Annotated in this window: 21 protein-coding genes; 12 read left to right on the top strand and 9 right to left on the bottom strand. The window is 63.4% G+C overall.

The features are described 5' to 3' along the window. The first annotated feature begins 422 nt into the window (after positions 1-422). A complete protein-coding gene (locus Y88_RS04795) occupies positions 423-2,873 on the top strand; it encodes a TonB-dependent receptor (protein ID WP_008066782.1) in 2,451 nt (816 codons plus the stop codon). 43 nt (positions 2,874-2,916) lie between these two features. On the opposite strand, the gene Y88_RS04790 is transcribed toward Y88_RS04795, so the two are convergent. The 6 genes from Y88_RS04790 to Y88_RS04765 all read right to left on the bottom strand — a co-directional run bounded on the left by Y88_RS04790 (position 2,917) and on the right by Y88_RS04765 (position 9,000). Further along, positions 2,917-3,750: an AIM24 family protein gene (locus tag Y88_RS04790; protein WP_008066781.1), complete on the bottom strand. Its 834-nt coding sequence runs from the start codon at positions 3,748-3,750 to the stop codon at positions 2,917-2,919. A gap of 87 nt (positions 3,751-3,837) precedes the next feature. Then, on the bottom strand, positions 3,838-4,461 hold the full coding sequence (locus Y88_RS04785) for a TetR/AcrR family transcriptional regulator (protein ID WP_008066780.1): 624 nt from the start codon (positions 4,459-4,461) through the stop codon (positions 3,838-3,840). Between the two features lie 97 nt (positions 4,462-4,558). Continuing rightward, a complete protein-coding gene (locus Y88_RS04780) occupies positions 4,559-4,756 on the bottom strand; it encodes a hypothetical protein (RefSeq protein WP_008066779.1) in 198 nt (65 codons plus the stop codon). A gap of 93 nt (positions 4,757-4,849) precedes the next feature. Continuing rightward, positions 4,850-6,286 carry an efflux transporter outer membrane subunit gene (locus Y88_RS04775; protein WP_081458630.1) on the bottom strand — a complete coding sequence of 479 codons (1,437 nt, stop codon included), beginning with the start codon at positions 6,284-6,286 and terminating at the stop codon, positions 4,850-4,852. Beyond that, positions 6,286-7,869, bottom strand: a complete 1,584-nt coding sequence (locus Y88_RS04770) for an MDR family MFS transporter (protein ID WP_008066772.1) — start codon at positions 7,867-7,869, stop codon at positions 6,286-6,288. Before Y88_RS04770 ends, Y88_RS04775 begins: the two co-directional genes overlap by 1 nt. After that, positions 7,870-9,000, bottom strand: coding sequence for an HlyD family secretion protein (locus Y88_RS04765; protein WP_008066771.1), 1,131 nt, complete (start codon positions 8,998-9,000; stop codon positions 7,870-7,872). It abuts the gene before it with no gap. 416 nt (positions 9,001-9,416) lie between these two features. Between Y88_RS04765 and ahpC the strand changes: the two genes are divergently transcribed. The 7 genes from ahpC (at position 9,417) to Y88_RS04730 (ending at position 16,848) form a co-directional block, all read left to right on the top strand. Further along, entirely contained in the window at positions 9,417-9,980 is a 564-nt protein-coding gene (ahpC, locus tag Y88_RS04760; protein WP_008066769.1) for an alkyl hydroperoxide reductase subunit C, read from the top strand. A gap of 284 nt (positions 9,981-10,264) precedes the next feature. After that, positions 10,265-11,821 (top strand): alkyl hydroperoxide reductase subunit F, encoded by a 1,557-nt coding sequence (gene ahpF, locus Y88_RS04755; protein WP_008066767.1) that lies wholly within the window; start codon positions 10,265-10,267, stop codon positions 11,819-11,821. 98 nt (positions 11,822-11,919) lie between these two features. After that, positions 11,920-13,383: an ATP-binding protein gene (locus tag Y88_RS04750; protein WP_008066765.1), complete on the top strand. Its 1,464-nt coding sequence runs from the start codon at positions 11,920-11,922 to the stop codon at positions 13,381-13,383. A gap of 95 nt (positions 13,384-13,478) precedes the next feature. After that, positions 13,479-13,862 carry a c-type cytochrome gene (locus tag Y88_RS04745; RefSeq protein WP_008066764.1) on the top strand — a complete coding sequence of 128 codons (384 nt, stop codon included), beginning with the start codon at positions 13,479-13,481 and terminating at the stop codon, positions 13,860-13,862. Between the two features lie 202 nt (positions 13,863-14,064). Continuing rightward, positions 14,065-15,363, top strand: a complete 1,299-nt coding sequence (locus Y88_RS04740; protein ID WP_026166804.1) for a sugar MFS transporter — start codon at positions 14,065-14,067, stop codon at positions 15,361-15,363. 138 nt (positions 15,364-15,501) lie between these two features. After that, positions 15,502-15,954: an RrF2 family transcriptional regulator gene (locus tag Y88_RS04735; RefSeq protein ID WP_008066761.1), complete on the top strand. Its 453-nt coding sequence runs from the start codon at positions 15,502-15,504 to the stop codon at positions 15,952-15,954. A gap of 87 nt (positions 15,955-16,041) precedes the next feature. Then, complete coding sequence (locus tag Y88_RS04730) at positions 16,042-16,848, top strand: outer membrane protein assembly factor BamD (protein WP_008066760.1); 807 nt, start codon at positions 16,042-16,044, stop codon at positions 16,846-16,848. 60 nt (positions 16,849-16,908) lie between these two features. Here the strand turns inward: Y88_RS04730 and Y88_RS04725 are convergent, their stop codons facing one another. Both Y88_RS04725 and Y88_RS04720 read right to left on the bottom strand, forming a co-directional pair. Next, positions 16,909-17,979: a glycosyltransferase family 4 protein gene (locus tag Y88_RS04725; RefSeq protein ID WP_008066759.1), complete on the bottom strand. Its 1,071-nt coding sequence runs from the start codon at positions 17,977-17,979 to the stop codon at positions 16,909-16,911. Next, positions 17,976-18,908: a UDP-2,3-diacylglucosamine diphosphatase gene (locus Y88_RS04720; RefSeq protein WP_050805614.1), complete on the bottom strand. Its 933-nt coding sequence runs from the start codon at positions 18,906-18,908 to the stop codon at positions 17,976-17,978. The genes Y88_RS04725 and Y88_RS04720 overlap by 4 nt, the downstream gene beginning before the upstream one ends. 224 nt (positions 18,909-19,132) lie before the next feature. Between Y88_RS04720 and recN the strand changes: the two genes are divergently transcribed. From recN to Y88_RS04700, 4 genes are read left to right on the top strand one after another with little or no spacing between them, the layout of a single operon-like run. Continuing rightward, a complete protein-coding gene (gene recN, locus Y88_RS04715; RefSeq protein WP_018075358.1) occupies positions 19,133-20,797 on the top strand; it encodes a DNA repair protein RecN in 1,665 nt (554 codons plus the stop codon). Between the two features lie 30 nt (positions 20,798-20,827). After that, the gene (locus Y88_RS04710) at positions 20,828-21,499 is read left to right on the top strand and encodes a GNAT family N-acetyltransferase (protein ID WP_008066756.1); all 672 of its coding nucleotides are present in this window, start codon (positions 20,828-20,830) and stop codon (positions 21,497-21,499) included. Between the two features lie 18 nt (positions 21,500-21,517). Then, entirely contained in the window at positions 21,518-23,566 is a 2,049-nt protein-coding gene (gene ligA, locus Y88_RS04705) for an NAD-dependent DNA ligase LigA (protein WP_408637189.1), read from the top strand. 6 nt (positions 23,567-23,572) lie between these two features. After that, positions 23,573-24,205 carry a LysE family translocator gene (locus Y88_RS04700; RefSeq protein ID WP_008066751.1) on the top strand — a complete coding sequence of 211 codons (633 nt, stop codon included), beginning with the start codon at positions 23,573-23,575 and terminating at the stop codon, positions 24,203-24,205. A 28-nt stretch (positions 24,206-24,233) separates the two neighbouring features. Here Y88_RS04700 and Y88_RS04695 read toward each other — a convergent pair whose 3' ends face one another. Next, positions 24,234-25,247, bottom strand: a complete 1,014-nt coding sequence (locus Y88_RS04695) for a 50S ribosomal protein L11 methyltransferase (protein WP_008066749.1) — start codon at positions 25,245-25,247, stop codon at positions 24,234-24,236. Positions 25,248-25,481: the final 234 nt, after the last annotated feature.

Here is a 25,481-nt window from a genome sequence, read left to right as displayed (position 1 = left end):
GATATGGGCGTCCGTGTCCTCGGTGTGCATCGTGGCGACCTTTCGCGGCTGTGTCGATTTTCTTGCGGCCATGGTCAGCCTTGATGACTCCCGAATTACATCCTGTGCGACTTTTGCACACCGGCAGGGCGTGCTGGCAAGACCGATAAATGGCTCCTCAACAGATGGTTGCTCCGGGCGCGAAAGCGACGCTTTGTCCGCGCAAAGAACTCCTTCTATTTCTACTTTAAAAGTAGAGTATAAGAATGGCTGTGCGTTTCGGGGGACAGGGAGGGTCTCGCGGCGGGATCGGGTCGGGAAAACGGCGGGGAAAAGCCGTAATTCCGAAGGGTTTCGCCAGAGGATCGGGCCGTTTCCTGAAAATCGTTCGTCATAGCTATGTCGCTGCGGATCGTTGCCGTGCGGCTCAAGAGGAATGTCTGATGCCCAATTCCAAGCTGCTTCTCATCGGTGTCGCACCGCTCGCGCTGGTCGCCGCCGCGCCCGCGATGGCCGCGTCGGCGGATGCGGCGCCTCAGGCTGCGACGGCCGCCACGACCTCTGCGGCCGCTGACGAAGGGGACGGCGGCATCATCCTCGTTACGGCCCGCCATCGCGCGGAAACCTCGCAGGCGGTGCCGATCTCGCTGTCGGTTCTGAGCGGCGAACACATCGACCGCACGGGCAGTTTCAACATCGGCCGCATCCAGCAGCTGACGCCGACGCTGCAATTCTATTCGCAGAACCCGCGCAACACCTCGCTCAACATTCGCGGACTCGGATCGCCGCTGGGCCTGACCAATGACGGTATCGAGCAAGGCGTCGGCATCTATGTCGACGACGTCTATTATGCGCGCGTTGCATCGGCGACGTTTGACTTCCTCGACGTCGATCGGGTGGAAGTGCTGCGCGGGCCGCAGGGTACGCTCTATGGCAAGAACACGACGGCGGGCGCGGTGGACATCACGACCCGCGCGCCCACGTTCGACTTTTCCGCCCGTGCCGAAGCCAGCGTCGGCAATTACGGGTTCAACCAGTTCAAGGGCGCGGTCTCCGGCCCGCTGAGCGACAAGGTCGCCGTCCGTTTCGCGCTGTCGTCGACCAATCGCAACGGCACCGTCTACAATCAGGCAACCGGCCATTCGATCAATGGCCAGAACAACATCGGCGGCCGCGCGCAAGTGCTGTGGAAGCCGAGCGACAGTGTGAAATTCACGCTGTCGGGCGACTGGAGCCGTCAGAACCCGGAATGCTGCGGCCTTGTCTATGCCCGTGTCGGAACGACGCAAAGGGCGGCAAACCGTCAGTATGCACAGCTCGCCTCGACGCTCGGCTATACGGTGCCCAGCACCAATCCGTTCGACCGGATCGCCGATCTCGATACCCCGCTTCGCGCGCTCAACGAAAGCGGCGGTCTTTCGCTCAAGGCCGAAATCGACACCGGCCTCGGCAAGGTGACGTCGATCACCGGGTGGCGTTTCTGGCACTGGGATCCGTCGAGCGATCGCGATTACCTCGGCTTGCCGATCACCACGGTGTCGCAGAACCCGTCGCAGCAGCATCAGTACAGCGAGGAAGTACGCCTGGCCCATGAAGGCAAGCGGATCGATTTCACCGTCGGCGCTTTTGGCTTTTACCAGCAGGTGCGTACGCAGGGCTTGCAGGTACAGGGTTCGGCGGCCAGCAAGTGGTTGCTCAAGCCAACGACTTCGGCCAGTGCCTGCTACAACACCAATTGCCTCGACGGGCTGACTTCGACCAACAACATCGCGCTCGATAACGCCAGTGCGGCGCTTTACGGTCAGCTGACCTGGAAAGTCACCGACAAGCTGTCGATCCAGCCCGGCCTGCGTCTGAACTATGACTGGAAGAGCGGCCATTACAATTCGACCGTGACCAATGCGGCGGGTAATTCGGTTCAGTTTTCCGCGAACAACACCGCGGCTGAACTCGATCAGCTGTCGCAGCTGGCGCCCGAGCAGTTCGATGCGCGCTACAGCGCCTGGAATTTCTCGTACGACGTGACGGCGAGCTATGCCGTGACGCGCGACATCCACACTTATGGATCTTATGCGCACACGTTCAAGTCGGGCGGGGTCAATCTCAACGGGGTGCCCGCTGATTCTAGCGGGGCGCCGCTCCTGCAATACGCGACGGTCCTGCCCGAAGCGGTCGATCATTTCGAAGCCGGGGTGAAGACGCAGTTCCTCGGCCGTCGAGTGACCTTCAACCTCGACGCTTATCGCACCGAAATTCACAACTATCAGGCGAGCGTCAACAACGGGCAGCAAAGCGCGCTGCGCGGCTATGTCGCCAATGCCGGTCTGGTGCGGGTGCAAGGCTTCGAATGGGACCTGTCGGTGCGTCCGTCCTCGCGCATCAACGCCTATTTCAACGGCGCCTACAACGATGCCAAATATGTCCGGTTCACCAATGCGCCGTGCCCGCCTGAACTTTCGGGCGGCAGCAGCGGGGCGACGGCTTCTCCGGCGGGAACCGCAGGCGGCGTCAGCCCGACTTCGTGCGACATTTCCGGACAGCGCTTGCCGGGCGTGTCGAAGCTGACCTTGTCCTATGGCGCCGAAGGTAATCTTCCGGCGAGCGTTTTCGGCAAGAGCGGCGAAGTCTATGCCGGTGTCGACGGCAGCTATCGTTCGGCATTCTCGTCGAACCCGTCGCCTTCGGCCTATACCTGGGTTGACGGCTATACGCTGACCAATTTCCGTATCGGTTTCCGCACCGATCATGGCTTCGACATCTATGGCTGGGTGCGTAATGCCTTTGGCACCAATTATTTCGAACAGCTGTCGGTAGCGTCGGGCAATACCGGCCTGATCGTCGGACAGCTCGGCGATCCGCGGACTTACGGCGCGACGGTGCGCGCTTCGTTCTGATGGCGTGAAGGCGCGGGAGCACGATCGCTCCCGCGCCAACCGTTCAACTGCGTTCGATGAAATCGGTGAAGGCGCCAAAGGCTCCGCCTTCGCCGCGTCGGTCACCGCCTCCCGGAACGGCGGCGGCAAGCATCCGTCCGGCAAGGCGCGAGAAGGGCAGCGACTGGATCCAGACTTTGCCGGGGCCGGTCAGACGAGCCAGAAACACGCCTTCGCCACCAAACAGCATGGTCTTGACCCCGCCTGCGGCCTGCACGTCGAAATCGACCGAGGGCGTGAAGGCGGCAAGGCAGCCGGTGTCGACGTGGATCTGTTCGCCTGGCGCCAGTTCGCGCTCGATCAGGGTGCCGCCCATCTGAACGAAGACCCAGCCGTCGCCGTCCAGCCGCTGCATAACGAAGCCGTCACCGCCGAACAGGCCGGTCATGATCCGTTTCTGAAACGCGATGCCAATGGAAACGCCTCGCGCCGCGCAGAGGAAGCTGTCCTTCTGACAGATCAGCGTTCCGCCCAGGTCGGCAAGACGAAGGGGAAGGACAGTGCCGGGAATGGGCGCGCCGAACGCGACGCGTGCTTTGCCGGTGCCGCGATGGGTAAAGACCGTGGTGAACAGCGTCGCTCCGGTCAGCAGGCGTTTCCCCGCACCCAGCAGCTTACCCATAAAACCATTGTCGGCCGCTTCGGACCCGTCGCCGAAGACGGTCGTCATTTCGACGGAGGCGTCTTTCCACACCATCGCTCCGGCTTCACCCACAGCGCTTTCGCCGGGATCGAGCTCGATCTCGACGAATTGCAGGTCGTGGCCCTTGATCGCGAAATCGACGTCGTCGGCCAGCATGGGATTGCGGGCATTCTGCCACGGACTGTTGGGTGCCATGAAGTGGCTTCCTCCTGATAAGCGGATGCGTTGCCCCGTGTTAGGCCGGACGCATGACACTCCCAATCCGCGATCGACGAACCGCCTTCAGCCCGGCACGGACGTCGCGCGGAGCCCGGCGAAAAAGAAGCGTGAATAGGCCTGCGCCCAGCGTTCGATCTCGGATGGAGACGACGCACCCTCTGTCCCGGCAAGACGGGCATGACCGATCAGGCCTTCGAGCCAGAAACGGGCGGTCTGGGCGACGTCCGCAACGATGATGCCACTGCCGCGCAGACCGGTTTCGAGTGAACGGGTGATCGTCTCGATCGCGTTGCGATAGGCCATGCCGCGCATGTTGGGGTGATGGTCGCCCGCTTCCTGGTCGAGCCAGTCGATCAGGCGTTCGAGCAGGACGCCGTCGGGCGAGAACAGCATCTTGATGGTGTTGGCGGCCTTGATGCAAAAGGCCTCCTCGATCGTATATTCGCTACCGGGTTGTTCGATCATGTTCGCTTTGCGACCGATCCGGTGGCGCAAGAGCGCTTCCATCAGCTCGGCCTTGCCTGCAAAGCGCGAATAGATTGTCGCTTTCCCGATATGGGCATGACGGGCAACGCGGTCGAACGTGAAGTTTTCAAAGCCTGCGGTTAGCAATACTTCCCAACTGGCGTCGAGGATCTTGCCTGAAAGGGCTTCGGCTTCCGCGACTGACGGACGGCCCCGTCGCACGCCAGATGCGACATGGGGGTCGTCCGTGCTCTCGTCGGCGGGATTGTGGTCGGCCGAGAGTTCGTCGGGATGGTGCGGGGCTTTGCTTACGGTCGGTTCAATGCCGAAGCGTGCTGCCGAGTTCGCCGAGTCCGGTTTGCCGGAATTCCGATCGCAGGGATGCACGGATATTATCCTGCGGCAAGTCGATGGCAGCCGGCATGTCGTCCGGCGTGAAGCTCATGGGGCAGCTCATGGCAAGCCCCTCCGAATAGGCCTGCAAGAAACGCCGGCCCAGGTTCGAGACCCAGTTCATCCTTCCCATCCTTATGCCTTAATGGCTTATAGGAATAGAAAAGTGCCTGAAATTTCGGCGTGGTCAAGAGGCTATAAACGGAACGAAAACGGCTCATTTCTGCGCCTCCCAGCCAAGGCCCAGGGCCTTTTCGACGGCGACGAAATCGCTGGTCAAAGTGCCGCCTGCGGAAATTTCAGCCATTTTTGCACGCAGGGCCTGTCGCTCGGCCTTGAGGGCATCGGCACGCGAAAGCGTTCCGCCCTGGGCGCGCTGGACCTGGAGCCCGGCAAGGTGTTCGGCAGCCTCGCGCGACTCGGCGGCCTTCGCCAGCGCGATGCGCTGACTGCCAAAGCGGGTGAGCGAGGCTTCCGCGTCCTCGAGCGCGTCGAGGACGGTGCCGCGATATTTCGCCTCGGCCTCGACAAGGGCGCCGCGGGCATTGCGCTTGAGCGCGACCGTGCGGCCGCCGTCGAGGATGTTCCACTTGATCTGGGGCATCGCCAGCGCGACGAGGCTGCCGGGGTTGAACGCGTCGCCCACGCTGGTTCCGCCAAGGCCGAGAATGCCGGTGAACGTGACCTTGGGAAAACGGTCGGCGATGTGGGCGCCAACATCGGCATTGGCGGCAGCAACCTGCCGTTCGGCCACGCGAATGTCGGGGCGGCTGCGCAGCAGGCGCGCGGGATCGCCGATGGCGACCGTGCTCGGGACATGGAGTGGCGGGGCAGGATGGGCGACAAGGTCGTCGAGAGCTCCCGGTTCGCGCCCGATCAGCACGGCCAATTGGTCGGCCAGAACCGTGATTTGGGCACCGGTGTCGCTCGTGTCGCTTTCGCTCTGGGCGAGCGCGCTCTTTGCTTCGTCGACATCCTGGGATCCGACCGTGCCCAGCTTGAACCGCTGCGTCGCATGATCGAGCAGGCGGCGGTCGAGATCGACCTGTTTGTCCAGCAGGGTGGCATGCGCCTGCGCCACGCGCAGCTCGGCATAAGTCCGCACGACTTCGGCGGAGAGCGAGACCGCCGCGTCGGCTGCAGAGGCTTGGGCGGCGTCCATGCGGTCGCGTGCGGCTTCGGACCGACGGCGATTGGCACCGAACAAGTCGAGTTCCCACGATGCGTCGAAATTCTCGGCGTAGATCTGCTTCGACAGCCGCGATTTGTCGTTGGTGAAGGCGCCCGGCAGGGCGACTTCGGCTGCCGATGCGCCGACATTGGCCTTGGGCGTGAAGGCGGCATTGGTCGCGGCAAGATTGGCGCGGGCCTGCGTGATCCGCGCCTGGGCTGCGGCCAGCGTGGGCGATCCGCTCAACGCCTTGGCCACCAGATCGTCGAGTATGGGGTCGCCGAGGGCTTCCCACCATTGGGCCGAAGGCGCGGTGGCGGCGGTTGCGTCAGGTGCGCGCAGGAACGTGGTGCGTTGCGCCGCATTGGGCGCGACGGCGGGCACGCCATGGTAATCCGGCCCGACTGTACATCCGGCGAGAAGGAGAGCGAGAGCAGCGAGGGAAAGGCCGCTCCGAAAGCGCGGGGTAAGGGAAGCGGACATCAGTGCATCGCCATCTTCTGAGGGCCCTTGGGAAGTGGGCGCAGGAGCAGGACAAGCGGAACGACAATCACGATCGCAACGGCGAGGGCGGTGAATTCATCGCTGAAACTCATCACCATGGCCTCGCGCAGAACGGTCGAATCGATCGAGCGGATTGCGCCGTCGACAGCTTCGAACCCGGTTCCGAACTTCGCGGTCTCGCTGGCGACCCAATCCTGAATGCCGACATCGTTGGCAGGCATCGCGCTGTAGATCGTCCAGTGGTGAAATTCGACGCGGCGTTCCTGCAAGGTGGCAAGGAGAGCGAGCGCGATCGAACCGCCGAGGTTGCGTGCGGCATTGAACAGGCCCGAGGCGTCACCTGCTTCGTTGGGTTTCACGCTGGCGATCGCGGCCTGGTTGAGGAACAGCATCGACAGCGCCTGACCCAGTCCGCGCAGCAATTGCGAGATCACGAATTCCGATCCGTCCGATTGCGCGGTCAGTGTCGTGTCGAACCAGCACGAGGCCGCCATCAGCAGAAGGCCGGTCGCGACGACCGCACGCAAGTCGAATTTTGCGACCAGAATGGGAAACAGCGGCATCATCATCGCGGCCGGAATGCCCGACAGGAACACGATCCCACCCGATTGCTGTGCATTGTATCCTGCGATTGCCGCCAGAAACTGCGGAATGACATAGGACGTGCCGTAAAGCACCGAGCCGACCACCAGGCCGAGCACGAAGACGGCGGCAAAGGCCCGGTTGCGCAGCAGGGCAAGCCGGACGACCGGCCGTTTGGCAAAGACCTGTCCCAGGCCGATCATGATGAAGCCTGCGGCGGTTACCGCGCTCAGACGCCAGATCAGCGTGGATTCGAACCACTGCTCGCGATTGCCTTCCTCCAGCACGATGGTGAGGCCGCCAAGCCCTGCCGCCATGCCCAGAATGCCCAGCCAATCGGCGTGGAGCAGTTCTTCCAGCTGCATTTTCTGGTGCTTGAGGCCGACGATCAGGAAGATCATCAGCACGATGCAGACCGGAATGTTGATGAAGAAGGCGTAATGCCAGCTGTAGTTCTCGGTCAGCCAACCACCCAGCAGCGGTCCCAGCACCGGCCCCATGATCAGTGTCGATCCGAACAGCGCGGTGCCGACCGGTTGTTGCGGACGAGGCAGGCGGGTGGCGATGATGGTCATGCCGGTCGGGATCATCGCCCCGCCGGTAAAGCCTTGTCCGACGCGCCCGGCGATCATCTCGGGCAACGTCGAGGCCAGGCCGCAGGCAATCGAGAACAGGGTGAACAGGCAGGCCATGACCAGCAGGAAACGGCGCAGGCCGAACACTCGCTCAAGCCAGCCGGTCAGGGGAATGATGATGATTTCCGCGACCAGATAGGACGTCGCGATCCACGTTCCCTCGGTCGAGGATGCGCCGATTTCCCCCTGAATGGTCGGAAGTGCGGAATTGACGATCGAGATGTCGAGCGTCGCCATGAGGGCGCCGATGGCCCCGGCGATCACGGCCAGCCACGCGGTCAGATCCGCCTTGTCGGGGTTATGCGGCGGAGGAGGGGCGGCAGCCGCGCCTTTCCCGGCGCTCATTTACCGGTCCTGCTTCTGTTCGGTGCGGATCTGGCGGATCGCACCCTTGGCCGACGACGTATCGACATCGACCTTGATCGACAGGCCGGGGACCAGCACGCGGCGTGCTTCCGGTCCCGCGTCGATGTGGATGCGCACCGGCACTCGTTGCACGATCTTGGTGAAGTTGCCGGTGGCATTCTGGGGCGGCACCAACGAGAAGTTGGCGCCCGTTCCCGGCGTGATGCTGGCGACGGTGCCGTGGAACTCGACGCCGGGCAGGGCATCGACTTCCATCGTGACAGGCTGGCCCGGACGCATCAGGCCGATCTGGGTTTCCTTGTAATTGGCCTCGACATAGATCGCCTGAACCGGGACCAGCGTCATCAGCCGCTGTCCGGGCTGGACGAACTGGCCAAGCCGGACCGATGAGGATGCAACGGTGCCGCCGATGGGGGCGAGGATGCGGGTGAAGCCGAGGTCAGTCTTGGCCGAATCCTTTTGCGCGGCGGCGGCCTCGATCTGCGAGGCGGCCTGACCCAACTGGGCTTGCGCGGAGGCGAGCTTGCCCTTCGCGGCGTCGACGGCGGCTTTCTGCGCCGCGACCTGGGCTGCGGCCTTGTCCCGGTTGGAAATGTACTGGTCGAGCGTCTGTTTGGGTTCCGATCCCGAGGCGACGAGCGGGCGATAGCGCGCCACTTCGCCGCTATAGAAGGCAAGGTCGCGCTGGGCCGTGGCAAGAGCGGCCGAAGCCTGCTCGACACCGGCTTCGGCTTCGGTCACGGCCGCTTCGGACGTTGCCTGTCCGGCGCGGGCCACGTCTTCCTGCGCGTTGGTCTGGGCAAGGCGGATGCGATAATCGGTGGGGTCGACCTGAACCAGCAGGTCCCCGGCCTTGACCGCCTGGTTGTCCGCGACCTTGAGTGCCGTGACATAGCCTGACAGCTTGGAACTGATCGTGATGCCGTCGGCTTTCACATAGGCGTCATCGGTCGACTGCACGTACTGGCCGTGATTGAGGTAGCCGACATAGGCATAGATGCCCAGGCCTCCGCCTATGACCAGCGCGACGATCCCCGCGCGGGCAAGCAGGCGACGACGGGCAGTTTTCTGCTCGGCGGGCGTGTGGGACTGGTCCGGCGTGTCGGTCATCGGGAATCCTGCTGGTGCGTTTGCGACGGTTCCGAGTCCGGCATGTCGTCAAAATGCCTTAATGGAACGAAACCGTTTCGTTTTCAGAAATCGGTAATAGCCTGACGGGAGGCAAGTGCAAAGTTTGAAAAGTGCATTGCATGAAATGTAATTTGCACCTCGCTCCCGCCATGCTGCGGCCTTCCTTGCCCTTTTTGCCCGCAAAACGGGGGAATGGCGCTGTCGCAAACACGCAACCTTTGCGGCGCAATCCTGCAAAACCTCAGGAAGTCCGGGAATTTTTGCAGATTGATCGAAAAGCTCAATCAATCTGGGCGGAATCAATCATTGGAAAATGGCAGCCGCAGCGCATAACTCCCGGCTCACAGGTTCTGGCAACCGCAACACCCAACCGCAAGAGAGGGATACTCAAGACCATGTCCATCGTTGGTACCAAGCTCAAGCCGTTTGCGAACACCGCTTTCTATCAGGGCAAGTTCGTCGACCTGACCGACGCCGATATCGCGGGCAAGTGGGCCGTCTTCTTCTTCTATCCGGCCGACTTCACGTTCGTCTGCCCGACCGAACTCGAAGACCTTGCCGACAAGTACGAAGAGCTCAAGGGCCTCGGCGTCGAAGTGTTCAGCGTTTCGACCGACACCCATTTCAGCCACAAGGCATGGCACGACAGCTCGGCGGCCATTGCCAAGATCAACTACTACATGGTCGGCGACCAGAACCACGACCTGTCGAACAACTTCGGCATCCTGCGTGAAGGCGTCGGCCTTGCCGATCGCGGCACGTTCGTGGTCGATCCCGACGGCGTGATCCAGCTGGTCGAAATTACCCCCGAAGGCGTGGGCCGCAACGCGGAAGAACTCGTCCGCAAGATCAAGGCTGCGCAGTACTGGCGCAACAACCCCGGTCAGGTCTGCCCGGCCAAGTGGGAAGAAGGCGAAGCGACCCTTGCTCCGTCGATCGACCTCGTCGGCAAGATCTGATTGATTGGGGCATTCGACAGGGCGGTTCCTGTCTTCGGGCCGCTCCTTGATCGAATGCCCGCTTTTTGACCGGGGCGCCTGATCCCACGCCGAAAGCGCCCCGGATCTTTGCCGGGCGGCTGCCGATCCCACTCGGGTGGCCGTCCGGTACTTCGGCCGATATGGTCGGCATGCAAATGCTGACATTGAAACACGAGCTTCGGCTCGAACCCATTGCGATCCCAGTCGTTTTTGTCCCGCGCTGTGCGCGCCGATCCCGCGCGTCCGCTCAAGAGTGAACTGCCATGCCCATTCTCGATGCTGCCACCACTGCCCAGCTCAAGGCTTACCTGGCCAACCTGCGCCGGCCGATCGAATTGGTCGCCAGCCTGGGTGAAGATGCCAAGTCCGCCGATCTGAAGTCGCTTGTCACCGAAATCGCCGCGCTCTCCGACAAGGTCACCGCGCGGTTCGACGGAACCGATGCACGCCGCCCCAGCTTTGCCATCCGCGCCGATGAAGGACGCGCCGAGGCGGTTTTCGCCGGGCTCCCGTTGGGACACGAATTCACTTCGCTCATTCTTGCGCTGCTCCATGTCGGCGGACACCCGCCCAAGGAAGACGCCGAACTGCTCGATCAGGTGCGGGCCCTGCCGGGGCCGCTGCATTTCGAGACGTTCTTCTCGCTGTCGTGCCAGAATTGCCCCGACGTGGTGCAGGCGCTCAACATCATTGCCGCGCTCAATCCCGAAGCGACCCACGTCGCCATCGACGGCGGGCTGTTCCAGGACGAAGTCGAACGGCGCAAGATCATGGCCGTCCCGACGGTGTTCCTGAACGGCGAACCGTTCGGGCAGGGGCGCATGGATCTGGCGCAGATCGTCGCCAAGCTCGACACCGGTTCGGTCGCCCGCGCGGCCGAAAAGATCGCGGCCAAGGAACCCTTCGACGTTCTGGTCGTCGGCGGCGGTCCTGCCGGTGCGGCAGCGGCGATCTATGCCGCGCGCAAGGGGATCCGCACGGGTGTCGTTGCCGAACGGTTCGGTGGACAGGTGCTCGACACCATGGCCATCGAGAATTTCATCTCGGTGCCCCATACCGAAGGACCCAAGCTGGCCGCCGCGCTCGAGCAGCACGTCAAGGACTATGAAGTCGACGTGATGAACGTGCAGAAGGCTGTCGCTCTCAAGCCTGCGAACGGCGATGGCCTCGCCACGGTCGAACTGGAAAACGGCGCCAGCCTCAAGGCAAAGACGGTGATCCTCTCGACCGGTGCGCGCTGGCGTCAGATGGGCGTCCCCGGCGAGGACGACTATCGCAACAAGGGGGTCGCCTATTGCCCCCATTGCGACGGCCCGCTGTTCAAGGGCAAGCGCGTGGCGGTGATCGGCGGCGGCAATTCCGGCGTCGAGGCGGCGATCGACCTTGCCGGGATCGTGGCCGAAGTCACCTTGATCGAGTTCGACAGCAAGCTGCGCGCCGATGCCGTGCTGCAGGACAAGCTGCACAGCCTGCCCAATGTCACGGTCGTGACCTCGGCGCAGACGACGCAGGTCAACGGCAACGGCGAGAAGGTGACCGGCCTTGTCTATCGTGATCGTGTCAGCGGGGAAGAACACACGCTCCCGCTCGAAGGGATCTTCGTGCAGATCGGTCTGGTGCCGAACACCGAATGGCTGAAAGGTACGCTCGCGCTCAGCAATCGTGGCGAGATCGAGATCGACGCGCGTTGCGAAACCAATCTGCGCGGCGTCTTCGCCGCCGGGGACGTCACCACCGTGCCCTACAAGCAGATCATCATCGCGATGGGCGAAGGCAGCAAGGCGGCCCTGTCGGCTTTCGACTACCTGATCCGCAACTGACCGATCGGTCGCCCGGCCATCCACTCCTTGCGTAAAGGGGTGGATAGCCGGGCATCCGGGGCTTGCCGCGCCGGGTTCCTTCGTTAAAGCGTCCCCTTGTGAGCGCAGCCATTGTCATCGGCGCCGACCGTTCCGGTGCGCCGATCAGAATCGATATCGAAGAGCTTCTCGCGACCCGCCTGCTGGTGCAGGGTAATTCCGGGTCCGGAAAGTCGCATCTTCTCCGCCGGTTGCTTGAACAGAGCGCCAATCTGGTGCAGCAGGTCGTGATCGACCCGGAAGGCGACTTCGTGTCGCTGGCTGACCGCTTCGGTCACGTCGTGGTCGACGGATCGGCTTATGATCAGGCCGAGATCGTGCGCATTGCCGCCCGCATCCGCACTCATCGTGCCTCGGTGATTCTGGCTCTCGACGGTCTCGAAATCGAATCGCAGATGCGGTGCGCGGCGATGTTCCTCAACACGCTGTTCGATGCGCCGCGCGACGAATGGTATCCCGCGCTGGTGGTCGTCGACGAAGCGCAGATGTTTGCGCCTGCCGCAGCCGGTGACGTGGCCGATGATGTCCGGCGCCTCTCGCTGGCCGCGATGACCAATCTGATGTGCCGCGGGCGCAAGCGCGGTCTGGCAGGTGTGATCGCAACCCAGCGTCTGGCCAAGCTTGCCAAGAACGTCGCGGCGGAAGCCTCGAACTTCCTGATGGGGCGCACTTTTCTCGACATCGACATGGCGCGCGCTGCCGATCTTCTGGGTATGGAGCGCAAGCAGGCCGAAACCATCCGTGATCTCGAACGCGGGCACTTCCTCGGCCTCGGGCCCGCGATCGCGCGGCGCCCGGTTTCCGTGCGGATTGCCGATGTCGAGACTCGCGCCCGCAACGTGGTGCACGGGTTGATGCCCTTGCCCAATGTGGCAGGCTCGGAAATGGAGGACCTGCTGCTGACCGAAGTCAGCATGCCCGAAATGGCGCCGCGTCCTGCGCCTGTCCCTGAACCCGTGGTCGATGCCGGTGAATTGCTCGAACAGATCGAGGACAGCCAGCCGCTTGCCGAACAGGTCGAGCGTCCGGTTGAACCCAGTCTGTTCGAAGCAGAAGAAAACGCGAGCGCGATTGTCGAGATTCTCGCCGAAATGGCGGTCGAACCCGATTGCACGTTCCAGCCTGCCGCCCAGCTTTTCCAGGATTTCACCGTGCGTTGCCGCATGGCGCGGATCACCAACAGCGGGATCGATCTTGCAGCGTTCCGTCGCCGGTTCGCCATGGCGATCGCGGGCATTCCCGATGACAAGGCGCCGCAATGGCGAGAAATCGTCGCTCTTTCGGCCGATGTTCCCGACGATCTCCTGGCTCCGTTCCTGGTGCTGGCGGTTGCGGCAAGCGAGGGCGCGGTCTGTCCGGACGACGATCGTCTGGCCGAAGTCTATGGCACGCGTTCGTCGGGGCGTATCCGCCGCTTGCTCGACCATCTCGAGCGTCAGGGGCTGATCGTTGTGCGGACCGATTACGGCGGTCGCCGTTCGGTCGGCATCCCGGCACTGGGGCTCTTGACCCAGCCAGCCTGAACGGCAAACTGTGATCGCTAAAAAAGAAGTGGCTATTCAGCCCGCCGACAGCCATGGGCGCGTAAGCAAATACGGTCCTTAGGGGAGTTTTTGACATGAAGTTTGCCGCCGTGATGCTTGCTGGTGCCGCGCTCGCCGCCGCCGGGATTGCAACCAACGCCAATGCTGCCGGGGGTGACGCTGCCCACGGGAAGACCGTTTTCGCCCGTTGTGCTGCTTGCCACGACCTCAACACCGGCAAGACCCTGCTGGGCCCCACGCTGAAGGGCATTGTGGGCCGCAAGTCGGGCTCGATCGCCGGTTTCGCCTATTCGCCCGCGATGAAGGCCAAGGGTGTGGTGTGGACCCCGGGTAACCTCGACCAGTTCATCACCTCGCCGACCAAGTTCGTGCCGGGTACCCGCATGCCCTTCGCTGGCCTGCCCGATGCGAAGGATCGCGCCGACGTAATCGCCTACCTGCAGCAGGCGGCTCACTGAGCATCTGATCCAAGGCATAAGTTTTGGTGATCTGGAACGGTCGGTGCGCTTGAGCGCATCGGCCGTTCTGCGTTTTGGGGCGGTTTTTTTACAAGCTCGGGATGCGCCATACGTATGCGATTGGACTTCCTGCCTTTGAGAGGCCTAGCAATCGCCAACCACGATGGCGCCGAACTATGGCGCTGCGTCAGGAGAGGAAAACATGGCACTTGCCCCCGGCAGCACCGATGCCGCCGCATCGACCGACGAAGGCTATCACATCGATGCGCCCGAACTGCGCATGCTCGTCCTGGGCTTGTTCTTCCTCTTTGGGGGCATCACGTCGCTCAACGACGTCGTCATCCCCAAGCTGAAAGACCTCTTCACGCTCGATTACATGCAGGCGATGCTGGTGCAGACGGCGTTCTTTGCCGCCTATGCGATCATCGGCATTCCCGGAGCCGCCTTGGTCAAGCGGATCGGCTATATGCGTGGGGCAGCGTTCGGGCTTGCGACGATGATGGTCGGCTGCCTGCTTTTCATTCCGGCATCGAACAGCGCGACTTTCGGCCTGTTTCTCTTTGCCCTGTTCGTGCTCGCGAGTGGCGTGACGATCGTTCAGGTGGTTACGAACCCGCTGATCTCGCTCCTCGGGTCGCCGCATACGGCGCATAGCCGCCTGACTTTTGCTCAAGCGTTCAATTCTGCTGGAACTGTGATCTTTCCTTATTTCGGCTCGGTGCTGATTCTTGGGTCGTTGGCAAAGAAGAATGCAGGGAGCCTGACCGGGGCCGCGCTCGACGCCTATCGGGTCGCTGAAACGCAAGTGGTCGAGCATGCTTATCTCGGCCTTGCCCTTGTCCTCGCGCTGGCGGCAGGCATCGTCTTTGCCAATCGCAATCGCCTTCGCGGAGAGCATCATTCGGGCGGCTCGATTCTGGGCAGTCTCGACCTCTTTGCCCGCCCGCGCTTTGCCTTCGGGGTCGCCTGCATCTTTCTTTATGTCGGTGCCGAAGTCTCGATCGGCTCGCTGATCGTCAACTACATGAAGCAGGCGCATGTTCTCGGTCTCGACGAACAGAGCGCGGGCAAGATGATCCCGTTTTACTGGGGTGGGCTTCTGGTCGGCCGTTTCGCGGGCTCCGCGATCCTGCGCATGATCGATCCGGCAAGGGTTCTTGCGTTCAACGCGGTCGGGGCGATCGTGCTCATTCTGGTGACCGCGAACACCACGGGCGAATTGGCGGCTGTGACCTTGCTTGCGATCGGACTGATGAATTCGATCATGTTCCCGACGATCTTCAGCCTCGCGAGCGAAGGGCTGGATGAGCGCGCCGCCGACGGGTCCGGGATCCTGTGCGTCGCGATCGTCGGCGGCGCGGTTCTGCCGCCCTTGACGGGGCGTCTTGCCGACACGACCGGCAGCCTTCAGTTCGCACTGATCATTCCGGCGCTGTGCTACGTCGTGATCGGCGCCTTCGGTCTCTTTTCGCGCCACAAGGGGAAATGGGCGCAGGAGTGAGCGATTTTCCGCTACGACCACGGGGAAGGGGCGTGCATTGCCCCTTATCGTGCAAAAATTGTCGCGGTCATTCAGGCAAACGCGGGAAAACCTGACTCTTCACGTTGACAATCATCGCGGAGCGGCCATTCTCGCGCCATGCTGTCGCAGAAAACGCGTTATACGATCCGAGCCCTTCAACATCTGGCCGATGCCTTTGGGCAGGGATCCGTGCGGCTTGATGCGATTGCCGAGGCGCAGAATATCCCGCGCAAGTTTTTGACCGTAATCCTGTCGGAAATGGCGCGCGAGGGCATCGTCATTTCCCAGCGCGGTCGGGACGGCGGCTATGAACTGGCGCTGCCACCGGTCGATATCCGCTATGGCGACATCATCCGACTTTGTCGCGGCAGTCTGGCGTTGGTTCCTTGCGCCAGTCGCAACGCGCATGAAACCTGCGCGAATTGCCTGCCCGAGGAGGAATGCCGGTTGCGCGGGTTGATGCTGCAATTGCGCGATGAAACGGCAGCCATTCTTGATCGTATCACGCTTGCCGATCCGATTCAGGTCGAGCCGCCTTTCGATCAGATGGATGATCTCGCTCACGTCTGACGAAGACGGCACCTTTTCGCGACGTTCCGGGTCTTGTGACTGCGAACGTGGCTTGGCGGCGCGCAGGTCGCTGGTTATACGGACGGCATGACGCTTCAAGCCCTTGGCCGCCATCCGTTGCGCCTTCCGCTCCTTGCCCTTGCCACGCTGTCGATCGGCCTTGCCGGTTGTGCAGGCGGCAACAAGACAAAGAAGGACGTCGCATACGTCGCGCGTGACGTGGACACGCTCTACATGGCGGCAAAGCTGCGTCTGGATCAGGGCGATGCCAAGGCAGCAGCGGCGCTGTTCGACGAAGTCGAGCGTCAGCACCCTTATTCCCCCTGGGCTCGTCGCGCGCAGTTGATGAGCTCGTTCAGCTATTACATGGCCCGCGACTATGCCAAGTCGATCCAGGCGGCGCAGCGTTTCCTGTCGATCCATCCGGGGAACAAGGACGCGCCTTACGCCTATTATCTCGTCGCCTTGTGCTATTACGAGCGGATCAGCGACGTCACCCGCGACCAGAAGGATACCCAGCAGGCGCTGCAGGCTCTGAACGAAGTGATCCGTCGCTATCCTGCGACCACTTATGCGACCGATGCCAAGGTGAAGCTTGACTTGGTCAACGACCACCTTGCGGGCAAGGAAATGGAAGTCGGGCGTTTCTATGAACGCAGCGGCAAATGGCTTGCCGGGACCATGCGTTTCCGCGCCGTCGTCGACAAGTATCAGCAGACCAGCCACACGCCCGAGGCGCTCTACCGCCTGGTTGAATGCTACCTCTCGCTCGGTATCCCCGAGGAAGCGCAGAAGGCAGCTGCTGTTCTCGGCAACAACTATCCCGGCAACGAGTGGTACGAGCGCGCGTTCAAGCTGATGAACAGCAAGGCCCCGGGCATTCACGCCAGCTGACCGGAATTCCCGCCCCCCGGCCGGTTTGGGATGACCACGGGCCGGGGGGGGCGGGCAAGATCAGGCGGCGATGGCCGTCCGCTCCATGCGACAGGCGAGCGCTTCGGTGATGGCCGCCTCGAACTGGTCGGTGGCACGATCCCAGGAATAGCCGGCGCCGTAAACGGCAGCGCCGAGACGATCGCAGCACAAGGCGCGCCGGATTGCCGTGCCGAGATCCTCATCGAGTGCGCCCACCTGCATCGGCAGATCGGCGAGGGGGCCGCGCCCGCTCTGCCCCACGATGTCGAGGGGACCCGGAACCGGATAGGCCGCCACCGGCAGCCCGCAGGCCAATGCCTCGATCATGACCAGCCCGAAAGTATCGGTCCGGCTCGGAAAGACGAAGACGTCGGCCGAAGCATAGGCACGCGCCAGTTCCTCGCCCGCGAGCGCGCCGACAAAGACGGCTTGCGGATATTTTACCCGCAACCCGGCGAGATCCGGCCCGTCGCCGACGATCACCTTGGTTCCCGGAACGTCCGCGTCGAGAAAGGCGGTCAGGTTCTTTTCGACCGCGACGCGACCGACATTGAGCATGATCGGGCGTGGCAGCGAATCCCACTTGGGAAGCGGTGCATGATCGGGGCGGAACAAGTCCGCATCGATCCCGCGCGACCAGATGCGGGTATGCCCGATTCCCTGTTCGGCAAGTTCATCGGCCAGCGTCTGCGTCGAGACGAGCACGGCTTCGCTCGGCGCATGGAAACGACGCATCAACGGCCAGAAATGCGACGGGGACAGGCCCGTGCGCACGGCGGCATAATCGGGAAAGCGGGTGTGAAACGCGCTGGTGAACGGGATCTTGCGATCCTTGCACCACGCACGCGCGCTCCAGCCGATCGGGCCTTCGGTCGCGATATGGACGATGTCCGGGGCAAAATCGTGAAGCGTGCGGCGCGTGCCGAACCGGGGCGCCATGGCAAGACGGATTTCGCTGTAACCGGGAAGGGCGACCGTGAAGAACTGCGCGGGCGTGACCAGCATGACTTCGTGGCCGCGCCGTTGCAGGCATTCGACCGTCGTCGAGAGAGTGCGCACGACGCCGTTGACTTGCGGAGCCCAGGCGTCGGTACAGATGGCAAGCTTCATGCATTTTCCTTTGCGCGCGCGCTCGGTTCGCTTGCCGGGGCAAGGGGCTCGGCGATGTCCTCGATCGTTTCGGTCACGCGGATGCCTTGCGGGCGGGCGCATTCCTCGGCCCAGTCCACGATCGAGATTTCGCCCAGCGCATCTTCGACCAGCGCGGTGCAGCTTTCGACCCAGTCGCCGTCGTTGTAATAAGTGACGCTGCCGATCTGGCGGATTTCGGCGCAGTGGATATGGCCGCAGACAACGCCGTCGACGCCCATGTCGCGCGCTGCGTGGGCCACCGCTTCCTCGAAATCGCAGATGAACTGAACGGCGTTCTTCACCCGCTTTTTCATATAGGCGGACAGCGACCAGTAAGGCAGCTTGAACTGGCGGCGGATCACGTTGACCCAGCGGTTGGTCTTGAGCAGCACTTCGTAGGCCTTGTCGCCGAGAAAGGCGAGCCAGCGGGCATAGAGCACCACGCCGTCGAAGCCGTCCCCGTGCGTGACGTAAAGGCGGCGGCCGTCGGCGGTGACGTGGATGGCATCGAGCGCCAGTTCGACACCGCCAAAGCTCATCCCCGCATAAGGGCGCAGCATTTCGTCATGGTTGCCCGCGATCAGCACGACCCGCGTTCCCCGATGCGCCATTTTCAGCACGCGGCGGACCACTTCGTTGTGCGCGTCGGGCCAGTACCAGCCTTTCGACAGGCGCCATCCATCGACGATGTCACCGACGAGATAGAGCGTCTCGCACTCGATCGATGACAGGAAATCGAGCAACAGCGGGGCGTTGCAGCCGCGCGTGCCGAGATGGATGTCGGAAATCCACACCGTGCGCACCTTGCGCTTGGGGCGGAACCCGCGCGGTTCGGGAACGTCGAGCCAGGCCGGGATCGAGGCCGCCAATTCCGTGACGAGAGGCAACGAAGTCTGGGATGCCCTCATGAGCGCGCGATTTGCCATCGCCTGACCTTTATGCAGTGTGGTTACTGCCTCGAATCATTGTCACAATCACGTTTCGTTCCCATGGCAGTCTGTCACGTCGGTGCAACAAACCGGGCGCCTCCGGTTCGGGGCATTTCGACGGAGGATCAGGAATTGTCCCTTTGGGAAGAGAGGGTGACGCGGGCGATGACGCAGGGTAAGGCGAAAGGGTTCGGGAACCGGAAATGCTGACCGCTCTAGCCATCCGCAATGTCGTTTTGATCGAGGCGCTCGATCTGCCCTTCCACGCGGGCCTGTGCGTGCTGACCGGGGAAACCGGGGCGGGCAAGTCGATCCTGCTGGATTCGCTTGGACTCATTCTGGGCGATCGGGCCGATGCCGGATTGGTCCGTGCCGGTGCCGATCAGGCGAGCGTGACGGCGACGTTCGAATTCGATCGCTTGCCCGAACCCATTCGCGCGGCCTTGCACGAGGCCGAAGTGGATGTCGAACCGGGCGAGCCGCTTCTTATCAAGCGCCGTCTGCGTGCCGACGGCGGCAGCCGCGCGTTCATCAACGACCAGCCGGTCGGCGTTGCCTTGCTGCGCGAGATTTCACGTAATCTGGTCGAGCTTCACGGGCAGCATGACGATCGCGGTCTGGTCAATGCGCGCGGCCATCGCGCCCTGCTCGATCGGTACGCCCATGCCGATGTCGGCGAAGTCGCGACCGCCTGGACCCGCTGGGCCCGGGCGGAAGAGGAACTGGCAACCGCCCGTGCGGCGGTCGAGGCTGCACGCGCGGACGAGGAATTGCTGACCGCGCATCTTGCCGAATTGACCGCGCTTGCGCCCGTCATCGGCGAGGAAGAGGATCTCGCCGAACAACGCGCGGCCATGCAGAAGGGCGAGCGGCTTTCGGGCGATCTTTCGGCCTTGCAGAGCCTGTGGGAAGGGTCGGATTCGGCCCTCGCCATTCTGCGCAGCGCTGCGCGGCGGCTTGATCGCATCGCCGGGGAACACCCCTTGCTGGGCGAGGCGCTGGCCTCGCTCGACCGTGCCGTGATCGAGGCCGGAGAGGCCGAGGATCGGATCGGGGCGGCGATCGATGCCTTGGCTCATGATCCTTTGGCCCTCGACCGGATCGAGACGCGGCTGTTCGATTTGCGGGCGGCCGCGCGCAAGCACGGTTGCACGGTCGACGAACTGCCGGTGAAGATCATCCACATGCGCGAGGCGCTCGACGCGATCGAAAACGGTGAAGGACGTATCGCCGCACTCGAACGCGCGGCGCAGGAAGCAGGCCTCGACTATCGCGCCAAGGCCGAGTCTCTTTCGGTCGAACGTGCCGAAGCTGCTGGGCGGCTTGACGCGGCGGTGGCGCAGGAACTCGCCCCGCTCAAACTCGATGCGGCGCGTTTCCGGACGGCGGTGGTCCGCTTGCCCGAGGACCGCTGGGGCCCTGGCGGCGTTGATGCGGTCGAATTCCTTATCGCTACCAATCCCGGCAGTCCCTTTGCCCCGCTCGGAAAGATCGCGTCGGGTGGCGAACTCTCGCGCTTCATTCTCGCGCTCAAGGTTGCGCTGGCGGAAGAAGGCGGCGCCGCGACGGTCATTTTCGACGAAATCGACCGGGGGGTCGGTGGCGCAGTCGCCAGCGCGATCGGCGAACGGCTCGCCCGGCTTGCCCATGGCGGGCAATTGCTGGCCGTGACGCACAGCCCGCAGGTGGCAGCGCGCGGCAACACGCATTTCCTGATCGCGAAGTCGAGCGAGGGGATCGTGACTCGCACTTCGGTCACTTTGCTCGATCCGGCGGGGCGGCAGGAGGAAATCGCCCGGATGTTGTCGGGCGCCGAAATCACGCCCGAAGCCCGCGCTCAGGCGGACCGCTTGCTCGAACAGGCTTGATCGGGCAAGCGCGCGTTCATGACAGGAGACATGCATCCGCTCGACCGCCCGGTGTGGTCGGCGCTCAACGGCCCGCAATCCGCACTTGCGCAAGGAACCTTGCCCGCATTGCGGATCGATCCCGCTTATGGCCCGTTTGCGGCAGCTGCACCGGGACACGAGGCTGCGCTTGCAGGGCTGCTTTGGGACGCGGACGATGAAATCTGGCTGATCGAGGGGGCTATTCTCTCGCCGCCGCCCGGCCTTGCCGTGCGCAAGGAGGCCCATCTCGTGCAGATGGTGGCACAAGGCCCCGCCGGGGCCGCCGATGACGACGATCTGGTTCTGCTCGGCGAGGCTGATGTGCCCGAGATGACCTCGCTTGCGCTTGCCAATCGACCGGGCCCGTGGGGACCTTCGACATGGCGGTACGGCTCTTTCTACGGTGTCCGCCGGGAAGGGCGTCTCGTCGCCATGGCGGGGGAACGGTTGCGCCCGACGCCCGGCTTCGTCGAAGTCAGCGGTGTGTGCACCGATCCTGCCTTTCGCGGTCAGGGTTTTGCGGCAAAGCTTATTCGGCAAGTCATGGCAGGTCATCGCGCACGGGGCATGGCGTCGTTCCTGCACAGCTATGCCGACAATGCCGGAGCGATCGCGCTTTACGAGGCATTGGGATTCACGGTGCGGGCCGAGCGGTACGTTACTATTTTTGGAAAGGCTTGAGGCGTGACGATCGACGCCATGACCGAGGCGGATGCCGCCAACGAACTGATGCGCCTTGCCCGGCAGATCGCGTATCATGACCGGCTTTATCACACGCTGGATACGCCTGAGATTGCCGACGCGGAATACGACGCGCTCGTTCGCCGCAATGCCGAGATCGAGGCCGCGTTCCCTCATTTGATCCGTGCGGACAGCCCCAGTCGCAAGGTCGGGCATGACGTTGCCGCCTCGCCGCTGTCCAAAGTCACGCACGAGGTTCGTATGATGAGCCTCGACAACGCCTTTACCGACGAGGAAGTCGAGGAATTTGCCGCACGCGTGCGCCGTTTCCTCGCGCTTCCCGCCGAGGCCGAAGTGGCGATGACAGCCGAGGACAAGATCGACGGGCTGTCGTGTTCGCTGCGTTATGAACACGGGCGCCTCGTGCGCGCGGCGACGCGCGGTGACGGGCAAGTGGGCGAAGACGTCACTGCCAACGTCGCCTTTATCCCCGACATTCCCCAGCACTTGTCCGGCGATGTGCCCGAGGTCTTCGAGATCCGGGGCGAAGTCTACATGGCCAAGGCCGACTTTGCCGCGCTCAACGTCGCGCAGGAGGAAAAGGGGGAAAAGCGCTTTGCCAATCCGCGCAATGCGGCGGCCGGGTCGCTGCGGCAAAAGGATGCCAGCGTCACGGCCAGTCGTCCCTTGCGATTTCTGGCCCATGGCTGGGGAGCGCACAGCGGCCTTCCGGCGCAGACCCAGTACGACGTGATGCAAGTGATTGCCGGGTGGGGCGTGCCGGTCTCGCCCTTGTTGGTGCGCTGTGCGACGACGGCGGACATGCTCGCCCACTATCGCGCCATTCAGGCCCAGAGACCCGATCTTCCCTATGACATCGACGGAGTCGTCTACAAGGTCGACCGCCTCGACTGGCAGGAACGGCTCGGTTTCGTCGCCAAGGCCCCGCGGTGGGGCATGGCGCACAAGTTTCCCGCCGAACGCGCCGAAACGGTGGTCGAGGCGATTGATGTTCAGGTCGGCCGCACCGGCAAGCTGACCCCGGTCGGGCGGTTGCGCCCGGTGCTGGTAGGCGGCGTCACCGTCACCAACGTGACTTTGCACAATCGCGATGAAATCGCCCGGCTCGGCGTTCGCGTCGGCGATCGCGTGGTGTTGCAGCGTGCAGGCGATGTCATTCCGCAGGTCGTCGACAATCTGACGCGCGAGGAAGCGCGCGAGGCTTATGTCTTTCCCGACCATTGTCCCGAATGCGGATCCGAAGCCGTCGCCGAGGAAGGGGAAGTCGATGTGCGCTGCACCGGCGGGCTAATCTGTCCGGCGCAGCGTACCGAGCGGCTCAAGCATTTCGTCAGCCGCGCCGCGCTCGACATCGACGGACTGGGCGAAAAAACGATCGTCGAATTCTTCGCTCTGGGCTGGCTCGAAAGCCCCGCCGACATCTTCCGCCTCAAGAACCGCCGCGCCGACATCCTCGGGCGCGAAGGGTGGAAGGACAAGTCTGTGGAAAACCTGTTGATGGCGATCGAGGCGCGGCGGGCGCCCGATGCTGCGCGACTGCTGTTCGCGCTGGGTATCCGCCATGTCGGGCAAGTGACCGCGCGCGACCTCATGAAACGGTTCGTGACGTTGCCTGATTTGCGCGCCGTTGCCGAACGGGCTCACGCAGGCGACGAGGACGCGCGGGCCGAACTGCTCGGGATCGACGGCGTCGGCCCGGTCGTGGTCGAGGCTTTGGGTGAATTCTTTCACGAACCGCACAACCGCGCCGTTTGGGACGATCTGCTTTCAGAACTCAGCCCGCCGCCCTATATTGTCGAAACGAGGGCAAGCGTGGTTGCGGGAAAGACCGTTGTTTTCACCGGCAAGCTCGAAACGATGAGCCGGGACGAGGCCAAGGCGCAGGCCGAGGCGCTCGGCGCACGGGCGGCGGGATCGGTATCGGCCAAGACCGATCTGGTTGTTGCCGGCCCGGGCGCGGGGTCGAAGCTCAAGCAGGCAGCAGCGCTCGGCATCGAAGTGATCGACGAGGCGGCATGGGCCGAAATCGTCCGGAATGCGGGGTAGGGTCGGATGGCGTTGCATACCTGGTGGCTGTTCATCGTCACCGTTTTCTTCATTTCCGCTTCGCCGGGGCCGAACATGCTCCATGTCATGACGCGTAGCCTCGAACATGGTGTGTCGCTGGCGATCATGGCAATGATCGGCTGCTTCACGGCGGTCCTGTGCCTGCTGGCAGCGTCAGCGGCGGGGCTTACCGCAGTGCTCCTTGCCATTCCCGGCGCCTTTTCGGTCATGAAGATCCTTGGCGCGGGGTATCTCGTCTGGCTCGGCTACAAGGCGTGGACGTCCCCTGTCGCGGAAGGGGAAGGGACCGTCGATATCGCCCCGGAAACCAGCACGCCCTCGCGCTGGCAGCTGTTCCGCACAGCTTTCACGATCAGCATCAGCAATCCCAAGGCGCTTGTCTTTGCAGCCGCCTTCCTTCCGTTGTTTCTCGACCCCGCGCGGCCAAAGAGCGGTCAGTTCGCGGTCATGGTCGCGACATTCGGGGTGGTCGAATTTTCGTGGTATTTCATTTACGCGCTGGGTGGGCGCAGCCTTGCCCGCTGGTTGCAGCGTCCGGAACGGCGGCGCCTGTTCAATCGCGTGACCGGCGGCGTATTCGTCGCATTCGGCCTTGCCATGGCCGGGACGCGGGCCTGATCGAAAAGGCCCGCGCCGCAGCGCAGCTTCACCAGCGGCGCGACCATTCCGGCAATTGGCCGACGCGGGTCGTGCGCACCCGGCCCATCAGTCGCCGCCGCAGCCACAGGATCGACCAGTCGCCGCGGGTCATCCGGGCGGCAAGGCGCATGCCTGCTCGCGCATAGGCGGCCCGCACGGCCGGTTCCTGCGTCGTGAGCAGTCCGGCAAGCAGGATATGTCCGCCCGGCGCGACCGCTCCGGCAAAGGACGGGGCCAGTTCGACCAGCGGTCCTGCCAGAATATTGGCGATCAAAAGGTCATAAGGCGCACTCGTCGCAAGGAGCGGATGATCCATCCCGGGGGCGATCACCATGGCGAGCTTGCCTGGGCCGTCACCGAGCGAAACGTCGTTTGCCCGCGCATTTTCGACCACGACCGGGCCGCAGACGGCATCGATGTCGCTCGCGATCGCGCGCGCGCGCGGCCAGAGATGCAGGCCGGCAAAGGCAAGGAGGCCGGTGCCGGTGCCGATGTCGGCGAGATTGCGGATCACGACTCCGCGCCGCTTCATCGTTCCCAGCATCGCGAGGCACCCGGCCGTCGTTGCATGTTGGCCGGTGCCGAATGCCTGGCTTGCGGGGATCAGGAAATCGCGAACGCCCGGTTCGTCGAGCGGCGGAAATTCGGCGGTATGGACGTGGAACGGCCCTTCGCGGATGGGCTCCACGCCCGCCTGGCTCAGCGTGACCCAGTCGGTCGGAGGCAGGTGTTCGACTTTGGCTTCCGGCGCGTTTCCGTCGAACAGGGCTGCGAGCGCCGAAAGATCCTTCTTTCGCGGCTTGCGCGACAGCCACGCTTCGAGTTGCCAGTCCTCGGGACGGTCTTCGGCAATCTCGCTTCCGGCGATCACGATCTCGGGATCCCAGTCGAAGGCGTCCTCATGGGCGACGAGGGCGGCCTGAATCAGCGTACGTGGGCCGTGGAAAGTGACTTTCCAGGCATCGTCGGCACCGGCGAGGTCATCGGTATCGGCGACTTTGGGGGATGTGTTACCGGACACTCGGTTTGCTCCATTGGCCTTTTCGGCAGTTTCCCGGGCGCTTTAGGCAGCGTGGGCGGGGGCTGCAACGGGCTTTGGCAGGGGCGGTTTTGCGCGATCGGGCCGCCTAAATCGGCTCCGACTCTTAATACCTATGCATGTTACACCCCTGCACAGGTTGCGCGTTGCGGCATTTTCACTAATACGAATCGCAACCGCGTTGCGGGATATTCCCGCGACACCCTTTTGCTTGAG

Origin of the sequence: Novosphingobium nitrogenifigens DSM 19370 (assembly GCF_000192575.1) — a bacterium.
Classification (GTDB): Bacteria; Pseudomonadota; Alphaproteobacteria; order Sphingomonadales; family Sphingomonadaceae; genus Novosphingobium; species Novosphingobium nitrogenifigens.
This window is presented reverse-complemented; position numbering and strand designations above follow the sequence as displayed.

Coding starts and splice junctions, on each gene's coding strand:
- Y88_RS04725 (WP_008066759.1), bottom strand. CDS start 17,979: ATGAAGCTTGCCATCTGTACCGACGCCTGGGCTCCGCAAGTCAACGGC.
- Y88_RS04700 (WP_008066751.1), top strand. CDS start 23,573: ATGGCGTTGCATACCTGGTGGCTGTTCATCGTCACCGTTTTCTTCATT.
- Y88_RS04745 (WP_008066764.1), top strand. CDS start 13,479: ATGAAGTTTGCCGCCGTGATGCTTGCTGGTGCCGCGCTCGCCGCCGCC.
- ahpF (WP_008066767.1), top strand. CDS start 10,265: ATGCCCATTCTCGATGCTGCCACCACTGCCCAGCTCAAGGCTTACCTG.
- Y88_RS04735 (WP_008066761.1), top strand. CDS start 15,502: ATGCTGTCGCAGAAAACGCGTTATACGATCCGAGCCCTTCAACATCTG.
- Y88_RS04730 (WP_008066760.1), top strand. CDS start 16,042: ATGACGCTTCAAGCCCTTGGCCGCCATCCGTTGCGCCTTCCGCTCCTT.
- Y88_RS04740 (WP_026166804.1), top strand. CDS start 14,065: ATGGCACTTGCCCCCGGCAGCACCGATGCCGCCGCATCGACCGACGAA.
- ligA (WP_408637189.1), top strand. CDS start 21,518: ATGACCGAGGCGGATGCCGCCAACGAACTGATGCGCCTTGCCCGGCAG.
- Y88_RS04795 (WP_008066782.1), top strand. CDS start 423: ATGCCCAATTCCAAGCTGCTTCTCATCGGTGTCGCACCGCTCGCGCTG.
- Y88_RS04765 (WP_008066771.1), bottom strand. CDS start 9,000: ATGACCGACACGCCGGACCAGTCCCACACGCCCGCCGAGCAGAAAACT.
- Y88_RS04780 (WP_008066779.1), bottom strand. CDS start 4,756: ATGAACTGGGTCTCGAACCTGGGCCGGCGTTTCTTGCAGGCCTATTCG.
- Y88_RS04790 (WP_008066781.1), bottom strand. CDS start 3,750: ATGGCACCCAACAGTCCGTGGCAGAATGCCCGCAATCCCATGCTGGCC.
- Y88_RS04710 (WP_008066756.1), top strand. CDS start 20,828: ATGCATCCGCTCGACCGCCCGGTGTGGTCGGCGCTCAACGGCCCGCAA.
- ahpC (WP_008066769.1), top strand. CDS start 9,417: ATGTCCATCGTTGGTACCAAGCTCAAGCCGTTTGCGAACACCGCTTTC.
- Y88_RS04720 (WP_050805614.1), bottom strand. CDS start 18,908: ATGAGGGCATCCCAGACTTCGTTGCCTCTCGTCACGGAATTGGCGGCC.
- recN (WP_018075358.1), top strand. CDS start 19,133: ATGCTGACCGCTCTAGCCATCCGCAATGTCGTTTTGATCGAGGCGCTC.
- Y88_RS04775 (WP_081458630.1), bottom strand. CDS start 6,286: ATGTCCGCTTCCCTTACCCCGCGCTTTCGGAGCGGCCTTTCCCTCGCT.
- Y88_RS04770 (WP_008066772.1), bottom strand. CDS start 7,869: ATGAGCGCCGGGAAAGGCGCGGCTGCCGCCCCTCCTCCGCCGCATAAC.